The sequence below is a fragment of the Streptococcus sp. 4155 genome, from assembly GCF_013276695.1.
In the GTDB taxonomy this organism is placed as follows: domain Bacteria; phylum Bacillota; class Bacilli; order Lactobacillales; family Streptococcaceae; genus Streptococcus; species Streptococcus pseudopneumoniae.
This window is the reverse complement of record NZ_VMLM01000112.1, coordinates 1-11,474: the sequence shown is the minus strand read 5'-3', so window position 1 is coordinate 11,474 and position 11,474 is coordinate 1. Positions and strand designations below refer to the sequence as shown.

The following is an 11,474-nucleotide window of genomic DNA, read 5'->3' as shown; positions in this document are numbered from 1 at the left end:
TGATGAAGAGATGTTCATCTCGGTACACCTTTATACTCTTCAAACCGCGTCAACTTCACCTTGCCGTAGGTATGGTTACTGACTTCGTCAGTTCTATCCACAACCTCAAAACAGTATTTTGAGCTGACTTCGTCAGTTCTATCTACAACCTCAAAACAGTGTTTTGAGCAACCTGCGGCTAGCTTCCTAGTTTGCTCTTTGATTTTCATTGAGTATAAAATGCCAGAAAAAGAGCATAAAAGAGTACACAAAAAGAGACAAAAACAAGATCTACTAAATAAAGGTTTTTTATTTGATAGGCTTAGTTGTTCATGTCTCCCTTACCTCCGAGTATTGGTATCTTTATACTATACTTTTAAGGAAATTTTGTCAACAGAAAACTGGAAATTCCAAGCTCTAAAATACGAGTGATAAGCATTAGTACCGAGTTCTTTGTCTTCCATAGGGGCATCCTCCTTGCTCTGATGTAGTATAGCACTAAAAAACAAAATATCATAGTGGACATATTAAAAACTTGAATGTTAATTACAAAGTTTGGTGGGTTGATTTGTAGGCTTTTCATGGTATAATCAAGAGAGTAAATCTTTATGGAGGAAGTATGAAATTAAATATTCAAGAGATACGCAAGCAGTCTGAAGGCTTGCATTTTGAACAAACGTTAGACCTAGTCGCAGACCTGCGTGCACGTAATCAAGAAATTTTAGATGTAAAAAATATCCTTGCAGTTGGGAAAGTACAGTACGAAAACCGTATGTATTTCTTAGATTATCAACTATCTTATACCATTGTTCTTGCTTCAAGTCGTAGTATGGAGCCAGTTGAGTTAGTTGAATCTTATCCAGTAACGGAAGTTTTCATGGAAGGTGCAACTAACCAACTAGATCAGGAAGTTTTAGACGATGACTTGGTCCTGCCTATCGAAAATGGAGAACTTGACCTTGCTGAGAGCGTGTCAGACAATATCCTACTAAACATTCCTATCAAGGTCTTGACGGCTGAAGAAGAAGCTGGCCAAGGATTTGTTTCAGGAAATGACTGGCAAATCATGACAGAAGAAGAATACCAAGCTCAACAAGCAGTTAAGAAAGAAGAAAACAGTCCTTTTGCTGGTTTACAAGGACTATTTGATGGAGACGAATAATGGTTTTGTCAAAAAAACGAGCACGAAAGGTGCTAGAAGAAATCATTGCTCTTTTTCCAGATGCCAAGCCCAGTCTTGATTTCACTAATCATTTTGAACTCTTGGTTGCGGTCATGTTGTCAGCCCAGACGACGGATGCAGCGGTAAATAAGGCTACGCCAGGCCTCTTTGCTGCCTTTCCAACGCCACAAGCCATGTCTGTTGCAACAGAGAGTGAGATTGCTTCACACATTTCTCGACTGGGACTGTATCGAAATAAGGCTAAATTCCTTAAAAAATGTGCCCAACAGTTACTAGACGATTTTGATGGTCAAGTCCCTCAAACACGTGAGGAATTGGAGAGTTTGGCAGGTGTTGGTCGCAAGACAGCCAATGTTGTTATGAGTGTAGGATTTGGGATTCCAGCCTTTGCAGTGGATACTCATGTGGAGCGTATTTGCAAACACCACGATATCGTCAAAAAATCAGCGACACCACTTGAGGTGGAAAAGCGGGTCATGGATATCTTGCCGCCTGAGCAGTGGTTAGCAGCTCATCAGGCCATGATTTATTTTGGAAGAGCCATTTGTCATCCTAAAAATCCAGAGTGTGACCAGTACCCACAGTTATATGATTTTAGCAATTTGTAAGATGGAAAATCGAAAGTTTTTGCTTGATTTTAAGCTTACTTTGTGCTATAGTAATTGATAACTAAATATTCCTTTAAACTTGTCCCGTGAGGCAGGCAAGGAGCGCGATAAAGTAGAAGGGTGAAGTCTATACTGTGTGCAGTAGGGCTTGCTTAGCTATACATTTCAAGTCTCCTTGTTTAAGGAGACTTTTCTTTTTGGAGGTTTGTCATGAAGACAAAAGAAGTTGTAGACGAATTGACCGTCAAACGAGCGATTACGCGTATTACTTATGAGATTATTGAACGCAACAAAGATTTGAATAAAATCGTCTTGGCTGGTATTAAAACTCGCGGTGTCTTTATCGCCCATCGTATCCAAGAACGTTTGGAGCAACTAGAAAACCTTTCAGTTCCGGTTGTGGAATTGGATACTAAACCCTTCCGTGATGATGTTAAAAGTGGAGAAGATACTTCTTTGGTTTCTGTCGATGTGACAGACCGCGAAGTTATCTTGGTGGACGATGTGCTTTATACAGGTCGTACCATCCGTGCTGCTATTGATAATATTGTAGGTCATGGTCGTCCTGCGCGCGTAAGTTTAGCAGTTCTAGTCGATCGTGGACATAGAGAATTGCCAATCCGTCCAGATTACGTTGGGAAGAATATCCCAACCAGTCGTTCTGAAGAAATCATCGTAGAGATGGCAGAACTTGATGGTCAAGACAGAGTTCTGATTACTGAAGAAGCTTAGAAAGCTAAAGGAGTGGCCATGTCAGAAAATCAACAAGCATTGAACCATGTGGTGTCCATGGAAGACCTCACTGTCGATCAAGTGATGAAATTGATCAAACGAGGGATTGAGTTTAAAAACGGAGCTCAGCTTCCTTATGAAAACCACCCGATTGTTTCCAATCTTTTCTTTGAGGATTCTACACGGACGCATAAGTCCTTTGAAGTGGCAGAGATTAAACTGGGGCTGGAACGACTTGACTTTGATGTGAAGACTAGTTCAGTCAATAAGGGTGAGACACTTTATGATACCATTTTGACTCTGTCTGCTTTAGGAGTGGATGTCTGTGTGATTCGCCACCCTGAGGTTGACTACTACAGAGAGTTAATTGCTAGTCCCACGATTACGACTTCCATCATCAATGGTGGAGATGGTTCGGGACAACATCCTAGCCAGAGCTTGCTTGATTTGATGACTATTTATGAGGAATTTGGCCACTTTGAGGGTCTCAAGGTTGCGATTGCAGGTGACTTGGACCATTCACGCGTTGCCAAATCCAATATGCAGATTTTGAAACGCTTGGGAGCTGAACTTTATTTTGCTGGACCTGAGGAATGGAGAAGTCAAGAGTTTGCAGACTATGGACAGTTTGTAACCATTGATGAAATCATTGATCAGGTGGATGTCATGATGTTTCTCCGTGTGCAACATGAACGCCATGATAGCGGAGCAGTCTTTTCAAAAGAAGACTACCATGCCCAACATGGCTTGACTCAAGAACGTTATGACCGTTTGAAAGAAACAGCAATCCTCATGCACCCAGCTCCAGTCAACCGTGATGTAGAAATCGCAGACCACTTGGTTGAAGCACCAAAATCACGGATTGTCCAACAAATGACCAATGGTGTCTTTGTTCGAATGGCAATCTTAGAATCCGTACTGGCGAGTAGAAACGCCAACTAAAACACAAGACGTTAAAAGACGCCAGTGAGCGTCCACGAGAGGTGAAAATATGACAAAAAGACTTCTAGTATTAGAAGATGGTACAGTTTTTGAAGGCAAGGCCTTCGGAGCAGATATTGATGTAACTGGTGAAATTGTCTTTAATACAGGCATGACCGGCTACCAAGAATCCATTACAGACCAGTCTTATAATGGACAAATCTTGACCTTTACTTATCCTTTGGTGGGAAATTATGGAATTAACCGTGATGATTACGAATCCATTATTCCAACTTGTAAGGGAGTTGTTGTTTTCGAAGAAGCACGTAGAGCTAGTAACTGGCGCAACCAAATGACCTTGGATGAATTTTTGAAAGCCAAGAAAATTCCGGGTATTTCAGGGATTGATACACGTGCTCTTACCAAGATTATCCGTAAGCATGGTACGATGCGTGCAACCTTGACCCATGTTGGGGACAGTATGGACCATGTGACGGACCAGCTCCAAGCAACAGTCTTGCCGACAGACAATATCAAGCAGGTTTCTACTAAAACTTCGTATCCAGCTCCAGGAGTTGGTTTGAGCGTAGTGCTAGTGGACTTTGGTCTCAAGCACTCAATCTTACGTGAACTCTCTAAGCGCAACTGTAACGTGACAGTCGTTCCTTATTCAACAACGGCTGAAGAAATTCTCCATCTCAACCCTGACGGAGTTATGTTGTCAAATGGACCGGGAAATCCAGAAGATGTTCCCCAAGCACTGGATATGATTCGTGGTGTACAAGGAAAAATTCCAATTTTTGGTATTTGTATGGGGCATCAACTCTTTGCAATGGCAAACGGGGCTAAGACTTACAAGATGAAATTTGGACACCGTGGATTCAACCATGCGGTACGCGAAATTGCTACAGGACGTGTGGATTTTACAAGTCAAAACCATGGTTATGCAGTTAGCCGTGAGGATTTGCCAGAGCATTTGATTATCACCCATGAAGAAATCAATGACAAGTCAGTTGAAGGTGTGCGTCACAGATACCAACCTGCTTTCTCTGTTCAATACCATCCAGATGCAGCCCCTGGTCCACACGACGCTAGCTACCTATTTGACGAGTTTATCGAGATGATGGAAGCTTTTAAACAATCAAACTAAGAATGAGTAAAAGCTCGTCGGAGAATTTATGTAACTGAACACGGACGGAAAGCTCGGAATTTAGAGAAACCAACTTGGATTGTCAATCCTTCCTTGGTTTCCTAAAATTCAATCGCTTTCTATTCGTCCTTTGTATCTTATTTAATGGAAATCTGAGAGTTGCCGAATAGAAAGGCAGGTCGTTTCTTTTAGTCGCTATCAGGCGAACTAAAAACTCCCTGCACTAGATTTTTTACCGAAAAATATCGTTTCGCTAAAAAATCGTCGGAGAATTTATTTAATGTCGCTCAGTGAGGCGACGAATAGAAAGGAGAAGGGTGGTCCGTATTTGCTGAACTGAATACGGGCTACGGACGGTGCTAAAAAGATAGTTATTCCTAGAACTGACAGTTCTTCGTCATAACTCCTATTTTAGCTTTGTCCGCTTGACGCCCTTAATATCTTATATATGCCTAAACGTACTGATATTCAAAAAATTATGGTGATTGGTTCTGGTCCGATTATTATTGGTCAGGCTGCTGAGTTTGACTACGCTGGGACCCAGGCTTGCTTGTCTTTGAAAGAGGAAGGTTATGAGGTGGTTTTGGTTAATTCAAACCCTGCAACCATCATGACGGACAAGGAGATTGCGGACAAGGTTTATATTGAACCGATTACACTTGAGTTTGTGACACGTATTCTTCGTAAGGAGCGTCCAGATGCCTTGCTACCAACACTCGGTGGTCAAACAGGGCTTAATATGGCCATGGAATTGTCTAAAAATGGTATCCTAGATGAGCTTGGTGTTGAACTTCTGGGTACTAAACTATCTGCCATTGATCAAGCGGAGGACCGTGACCTCTTTAAACAATTGATGGAAGAGCTCAACCAACCAATTCCAGAATCTGAAATTGTCAACACAGTCGAAGAAGCTGTTGCCTTTGCAGCGACAATTGGTTACCCAGTTATCGTTCGTCCAGCCTTTACCCTTGGTGGTACTGGTGGTGGTATGTGTGCCAACGAGGAAGAATTGCGTGAAATCGCTGAAAATGGTTTGAAATTATCACCTGTGACCCAATGTTTGATTGAGCGTTCGATTGCAGGTTTCAAGGAAATCGAATACGAAGTGATGCGTGACTCAGCTGACAATGCTTTGGTTGTTTGTAACATGGAAAACTTTGACCCAGTCGGAATTCACACAGGAGATTCCATTGTATTTGCTCCTGCGCAAACCATGGCAGACTATGAAAACCAAATGCTACGTGACGCGAGCTTGAGCATCATTCGTGCCCTTAAGATTGAAGGGGGATGTAACGTTCAGCTGGCCCTTGATCCACACAGTTTCAAGTATTATGTCATCGAAGTAAACCCTCGTGTGTCGCGTTCTTCAGCCCTAGCATCTAAGGCGACAGGGTATCCGATTGCAAAATTGGCTGCTAAGATTGCAGTAGGTTTGACCTTGGATGAGGTCATCAACCCAGTTACAGGTTCAACCTATGCCATGTTTGAACCAGCCCTTGACTACGTGGTTGCCAAGATTCCTCGTTTCCCATTTGACAAGTTTGAAAAGGGTGAACGCCGTCTCGGTACACAAATGAAGGCGACTGGAGAAGTCATGGCAATCGGTCGTAATATCGAGGAATCTCTTCTCAAGGCCTGCCGCTCCCTTGAAATTGGGGTGCACCACAATGAAATACCTGAACTTGCAGCAGTTTCTGATGATGCCTTGATTGAAAAGGTTGTCAAAGCCCAAGATGACCGTCTCTTCTACGTATCAGAAGCAATTCGTCGTGGCTACACACCTGAAGAAATTGCAGAGCTTACAAAAATCGATATTTTTTATCTGGATAAACTCCTACATATCTTTGAAATTGAGCAGGAATTGGGTGCTCATCCACAAGATCTAGAAGTCTTGAAAACAGCTAAACTTAATGGCTTCTCAGACCGTAAGATTGCGGAACTTTGGAAAACAACTGCTGATCAACTTCGTCAACTTCGCTTGGAAAACAAGATTGTTCCAGTTTATAAGATGGTCGATACCTGTGCTGCGGAGTTTGATTCTGAAACACCATATTTCTATTCAACCTATGGATGGGAAAATGAGTCTATCAGATCTGATAAAGAATCTGTACTTGTCCTAGGTTCAGGTCCAATCCGTATCGGTCAAGGGGTCGAATTTGACTATGCAACGGTTCACTCAGTTAAGGCTATCCAGGCAGCTGGTTATGAAGCTATCATCATGAACTCAAATCCAGAGACTGTTTCAACAGACTTCTCGGTATCAGACAAGCTTTACTTTGAGCCATTGACATTCGAAGATGTTATGAATGTCATCGACTTGGAGCAACCAAAAGGGGTTATCGTTCAGTTCGGTGGTCAAACAGCTATCAACCTTGCGGAGCCATTGGCAAAAGCAGGTGTGACCATCCTTGGTACACAGGTCGCTGACCTAGACCGTGCTGAAGACCGTGACCTCTTCGAGCAAGCTCTCAAAGAATTGGACATTCCACAGCCACCAGGACAAACGGCTACCAATGAAGAAGAAGCAGTTCTTGCAGCACGTAAGATTGGTTTCCCAGTCCTTGTTCGCCCATCTTATGTACTTGGTGGACGCGCCATGGAAATCGTAGAAAATGAAGAAGATCTTCGTTCTTACATGCGTACAGCGGTTAAGGCTAGTCCAGACCACCCAGTTCTTGTCGATTCTTATATCGTTGGTCAGGAGTGCGAAGTTGATGCCATCTCAGATGGTGAAAATGTCCTTATCCCAGGTATCATGGAGCATATCGAACGTGCTGGTGTCCACTCAGGTGACTCAATGGCTGTTTACCCTCCGCAAACCTTGTCTCAAAAGGTGCAGGAAACCATCGCAGACTACACCAAACGCCTAGCAATCGGCCTCAACTGTCTTGGAATGATGAACATTCAGTTTGTTATCAAGGATGAAAAAGTCTACGTTATTGAGGTCAATCCACGTGCCAGCCGTACCGTTCCATTCCTTTCTAAGGTAACTAATATTCCTATGGCTCAAGTAGCGACCAAGCTCATTCTTGGTCAAAACCTTGAAGAACTTGGCTACCAAGATGGACTTTACCCTGAAAGCACTCGCGTTCATATCAAGGCACCTGTCTTCTCCTTTACCAAACTAGCTAAGGTAGACAGCTTGCTCGGTCCTGAGATGAAATCAACAGGTGAAGTTATGGGTTCTGATACGACTTTGGAAAAAGCTCTCTATAAAGCTTTTGAAGCTTCTTACCTCCACTTGCCAACCTTTGGTAATGTTGTCTTTACCATTGCTGATGATGCAAAAGAAGAAGCCTTGGACTTGGCTCGTCGTTTCCAAAATATTGGCTATGGAATCCTCGCGACAGAAGGGACAGCAGCCTTCTTTGCTAGTCATGGATTGCAAGCCCAACCTGTTGGTAAGATTGGTGATGACGATAAGGATATTCCAAGTTTTGTACGCAAAGGAAGAATTCAAGCTATCATTAACACAGTAGGAACAAAACGAACTGCTGACGAAGATGGTGAGCAAATTCGTCGTTCAGCTATTGAACACGGAGTGCCTCTCTTCACCGCCCTAGATACAGCTAACGCCATGCTTAAGGTACTTGAAAGTCGTAGTTTTGTCACAGAAGCAATTTAAATAGAAAAAAGAGAAGGTGTAACGATCTTCTCTTTTTTGTTATATTTTTTCTTGTAAACTACTGCTTAATCAGTTTTTGCGATAAGCTTTAATGCTATGACTATACCACTCTTGCATTTCTTTTGATGGTGGTGTCATATAATCGCCATACATCTGGGTTAAAAATTGGTCATATTTTTTGGGAACAGGCAACATACGGCCCTCAAACTCAGTTAAAATGAGTTCTTTAAAGGTATCAACTGGGAAGATTTCTTTCATCCCTTCCTTACCGATCCCAACTCCTCCTTCATATTGAGGAGTGTTGGTTACAGCATTTTTGACTAGTTGATCAATTTTCTTGTAAAAGTAGCGAGGATTGACAAATCGGAGGGCGTACCAGCTACATAATCTTAGAAAATCTTTTAGTTTGCTATCACCGTGAACTGCTCGTGATTTTTTGATATAAGCTAGTTGACGAAGAGCCACATACTTATAGCTCTTGTCGACAATGCTCAAGTCTGTAAATCGATCAATTGGGAAGACATCGATGAAAAGGCTGGTATCATGACGCTTGTACTTAACATGGTCTTCTATAACAGTAGAAGTGTCCAAAATCGATGCGAAATTATGGAAGTACCAAGAAGATGTATCGTAGGAAAGAACCTTGTAGCGAGGGTGATTTTCTTCTTCAATAATCTTCAGTAAACGCTCATAATCCTCACGATAAAGGGAAATATCAATATCATCATCCCAAGGAATCATACCTTTGTGGCGGATGGCTCCAAGCATGGTTCCATAACTGAGAAAATAAGGAATATCATGTTTCTTACAAGTCTCATCAATATAGTCCAGCAGGGCTAGTTGAATTTCTTTAATTTCTTTTTTTTCTAAATATTGCATCCTAATCCTCCAATTTATAAGCGTGAAATTCATGACTGTAGAAGCGTTTTTCTTCTGGTGGTAGGGTCATATAATCTCCATAAAATTGTGTCAAAATAGTATCAAATTTTTCAGGTGCAGGAAGGCTTAAATTCTCAAAGGGTAAATCGATTGTTTTATCAAAGGTACCACTTGGGAAGACTTCCTTTTCCTTAAATTTTGAAGGGATAAAGGCCATATACTGCCCATTTTCACGACTATATTTTTGAATTTCTTTCTCGATTTTATGTGCAAAATAACGAGGAGAAACCGGTCGAAGGAGCAACCAAAAGGCTGTTCGTATCCAATCTTTTAAAAGGCTATCCTTATAGACAATATTTTTATGTTTACTGAAAGACAGAAGTTTGAAGCTTTCCAGTTTATAACAAGTATCAATGACCTTAGGATCATCAAAGCGATCCATAGGGAAAATATCGATAAAAACACCAGACTCATAGGTTTTTGTATTTCGAGTATCAATAATTTTAGTCGTACTGTCGGTTATCTTGATAAAGTTGTTAAAGTAGTTCTTATCAGTTTCTAAGGATAGGAGCTTATACTTGCTTTTTTCCTTTTGAAAAATGTTAATAAATCGTTGGTAGTCTTCTCTAGGCATGGATAAATCAATATCGTCGTCCCAAGGGATAAAGCCCTCATGTCGAACCGCCCCAATCAGAGTACCGTAGTTAATAATATAGTTGATATTGTGCTTTTTACAGAGAGTATCAATATAATCCAAAATTTCTAATTCAATTTGTTTGGCATCTTCAACGGTTAGTTGTTTCATTTTAAACTCCTATGATTTTTTAAATTTATTTTTTAAGGCTAGAACATGGTTTAAAAATTCATAGAAAATGCTATCTTTTGTGAAGACAAGTAGACTAATATAAGAGATAGCTGATAGCAAGACAATCAAACCAGTATTAATCAAAAATGGCAAATTAATGACCATATCCACAGGATACACGAAATTAATCAGGAAATAAATTGCTACAAAGGAAAGTGAAAAGAGAGAGTATCGAACAGTATAGCTAAAGATATGTCCCAAGTGGATGAGTTGTTTTCTATGGATGAAAATGATATAGAAAACAAGTAGAGAAGCCTCTGATAACATAGTTGTCAGTAAGTAGTATTCGGGAGCCACGATATGGTTGAAAAAGAGGAGACTATTCAAGCCCAAATTGAGTAGCCCAGCAAAGACTGTGTAAACTGTGATACGTTTTTCATAGCCATTGGTAAAGAGAATTTGGGAACCAAGAATGGTATCTAGTGCCAGGATAATCGTCCGAAAAGCGAAGAGAGAGGTTAAGATACCACCTCCGATATATTTTTCACTACCGTAAAGTAGGATGGCATTTGGTCCTAAAACCATGAGTCCAAAGCTCAGTGGAATGATAAAGAAGTTAAAGATTCGACTACCTCTATTAACCAGAGAAACATAGGCTTCTTTGTCTCCTTTCCCCAGATAGTAACTGAGACGAGGCACACTCACTCCAATTGCACCTGTTACAACCCCAGCTATAACGGTCACAATTCGCTGAGCTATGGTGTAGTAACTAACGTTGACATCAATCCCTGTTTTAACGAGGAAGAGGCGATCTAAAAAAGTGAAGAGCATATTGGCATTAGCAAAGACCAACATGGCTGTCAGAGGGAGAAAGAGTGGTTTAAAATCACTTAGGTGAATCTTAACAAGTTTGATGTCTCTTTTAATCCAAAAATAACTAATCAGGTAGTTAATCAGCGTCGATAAACTCATCACAAGTGTATAGACAACAATATCGTGTTCATTTTTAACAAATAAGAAAATAGAGACCAGCATCAGGATACGGATGAAGGCAGTTTTGTAAAAGAGAAAACTGTAATTTTCCAGAGCTTCATTGACCCATTCGATTGAAAAAATCTGGGCAATGAGTTGAATCCCCATAACAAGGTAGACCTTTTTGACGATTGGATTATCTGTAAAGAAGAGAGGATAGGCTAGGATATAGACAGCAGTGGTCAAAATCGTACAAGCGATGCACAAATAAAAAAGACTAGAAAAGGTTCTGTTCAGATCTTTTTTGTTATCCTTGACATTACTGATAGCCCTTAAACCGTAGTTATAGACACCATAAGTTGCAAAGGGCAAGAAAAATGACAAAATAGTGTCGACTGAGTTGAAGTAACCATAGTCAGTTCGGTCCAAGACACGCGCGACGTAGGTACCAGTTAAGATGGGAAAAATAATATTCAAGACACGAATTCCCATGTAAGATAGAGCATTTAATTTTATACTTTTCATTCAATTTACCTCGTTTTTCATTATATCATAAAGTCAGCTAATAAGAAATGAAGGGCAGTAATACTCTTCGAAAATCAAATTCAAACCACGTCAGC

At 40.9% G+C, this 11,474-nt stretch carries 10 protein-coding genes; 6 read left to right on the top strand and 4 right to left on the bottom strand.

Annotation, left to right across the window (positions count from 1 at the left end):
• Nucleotides 1-14: 14 nt before the first annotated feature.
• Nucleotides 15-209, bottom strand: coding sequence for a hypothetical protein (locus tag HT715_RS12125; RefSeq protein ID WP_023932612.1), 195 nt, complete (start codon nucleotides 207-209; stop codon nucleotides 15-17).
• A gap of 389 nt (nucleotides 210-598) precedes the next feature.
• Here HT715_RS12125 and HT715_RS11105 point away from each other — a divergent pair, with 389 nt between their 5' ends.
• The 6 genes from HT715_RS11105 to carB all read left to right on the top strand — a co-directional run bounded on the left by HT715_RS11105 (nucleotide 599) and on the right by carB (nucleotide 8,198).
• Complete coding sequence (locus HT715_RS11105; RefSeq protein ID WP_023936535.1) at nucleotides 599-1,141, top strand: DUF177 domain-containing protein; 543 nt, start codon at nucleotides 599-601, stop codon at nucleotides 1,139-1,141.
• Nucleotides 1,141-1,770 carry an endonuclease III gene (nth, locus tag HT715_RS11100; RefSeq protein WP_000244443.1) on the top strand — a complete coding sequence of 210 codons (630 nt, stop codon included), beginning with the start codon at nucleotides 1,141-1,143 and terminating at the stop codon, nucleotides 1,768-1,770. The genes HT715_RS11105 and nth overlap by 1 nt, the downstream gene beginning before the upstream one ends.
• 210 nt (nucleotides 1,771-1,980) lie before the next feature.
• Nucleotides 1,981-2,502 carry a bifunctional pyr operon transcriptional regulator/uracil phosphoribosyltransferase PyrR gene (pyrR, locus tag HT715_RS11095; protein ID WP_000850023.1) on the top strand — a complete coding sequence of 174 codons (522 nt, stop codon included), beginning with the start codon at nucleotides 1,981-1,983 and terminating at the stop codon, nucleotides 2,500-2,502.
• Nucleotides 2,503-2,520: 18 nt separating this feature from the next.
• On the top strand, nucleotides 2,521-3,444 hold the full coding sequence (locus HT715_RS11090) for an aspartate carbamoyltransferase catalytic subunit (RefSeq protein WP_023936533.1): 924 nt from the start codon (nucleotides 2,521-2,523) through the stop codon (nucleotides 3,442-3,444).
• Nucleotides 3,445-3,493: 49 nt separating this feature from the next.
• Complete coding sequence (locus tag HT715_RS11085; RefSeq protein ID WP_000166853.1) at nucleotides 3,494-4,573, top strand: carbamoyl phosphate synthase small subunit; 1,080 nt, start codon at nucleotides 3,494-3,496, stop codon at nucleotides 4,571-4,573.
• A gap of 448 nt (nucleotides 4,574-5,021) precedes the next feature.
• On the top strand, nucleotides 5,022-8,198 hold the full coding sequence (carB, locus tag HT715_RS11080; protein WP_138706831.1) for a carbamoyl-phosphate synthase large subunit: 3,177 nt from the start codon (nucleotides 5,022-5,024) through the stop codon (nucleotides 8,196-8,198).
• Between the two features lie 69 nt (nucleotides 8,199-8,267).
• Here carB and HT715_RS11075 read toward each other — a convergent pair whose 3' ends face one another.
• The 3 genes from HT715_RS11075 to tacF are packed head-to-tail and all read right to left on the bottom strand — an operon-like array spanning nucleotide 8,268 to nucleotide 11,379.
• Nucleotides 8,268-9,077: a phosphorylcholine transferase LicD gene (locus HT715_RS11075; protein ID WP_001199652.1), complete on the bottom strand. Its 810-nt coding sequence runs from the start codon at nucleotides 9,075-9,077 to the stop codon at nucleotides 8,268-8,270.
• Nucleotide 9,078: 1 nt separating this feature from the next.
• Nucleotides 9,079-9,882, bottom strand: coding sequence for a phosphorylcholine transferase LicD (locus tag HT715_RS11070; RefSeq protein WP_138707196.1), 804 nt, complete (start codon nucleotides 9,880-9,882; stop codon nucleotides 9,079-9,081).
• 9 nt (nucleotides 9,883-9,891) lie between these two features.
• Complete coding sequence (gene tacF, locus HT715_RS11065; protein ID WP_000835915.1) at nucleotides 9,892-11,379, bottom strand: type IV teichoic acid flippase TacF; 1,488 nt, start codon at nucleotides 11,377-11,379, stop codon at nucleotides 9,892-9,894.
• Between the last annotated feature and the right edge of the window lie 95 nt (nucleotides 11,380-11,474).

Bases quoted from the DNA above. Each gene is read 5' to 3' on its own strand.
- HT715_RS12125 (WP_023932612.1), bottom strand. From the start codon at position 209: ATGAAAATCAAAGAGCAAACTAGGAAGCTAGCCGCAGGTTGCTCAAAA.
- HT715_RS11105 (WP_023936535.1), top strand. From the start codon at position 599: ATGAAATTAAATATTCAAGAGATACGCAAGCAGTCTGAAGGCTTGCAT.
- nth (WP_000244443.1), top strand. From the start codon at position 1,141: ATGGTTTTGTCAAAAAAACGAGCACGAAAGGTGCTAGAAGAAATCATT.
- pyrR (WP_000850023.1), top strand. From the start codon at position 1,981: ATGAAGACAAAAGAAGTTGTAGACGAATTGACCGTCAAACGAGCGATT.
- HT715_RS11090 (WP_023936533.1), top strand. From the start codon at position 2,521: ATGTCAGAAAATCAACAAGCATTGAACCATGTGGTGTCCATGGAAGAC.
- HT715_RS11085 (WP_000166853.1), top strand. From the start codon at position 3,494: ATGACAAAAAGACTTCTAGTATTAGAAGATGGTACAGTTTTTGAAGGC.
- carB (WP_138706831.1), top strand. From the start codon at position 5,022: ATGCCTAAACGTACTGATATTCAAAAAATTATGGTGATTGGTTCTGGT.
- HT715_RS11075 (WP_001199652.1), bottom strand. From the start codon at position 9,077: ATGCAATATTTAGAAAAAAAAGAAATTAAAGAAATTCAACTAGCCCTG.
- HT715_RS11070 (WP_138707196.1), bottom strand. From the start codon at position 9,882: ATGAAACAACTAACCGTTGAAGATGCCAAACAAATTGAATTAGAAATT.
- tacF (WP_000835915.1), bottom strand. From the start codon at position 11,379: ATGAAAAGTATAAAATTAAATGCTCTATCTTACATGGGAATTCGTGTC.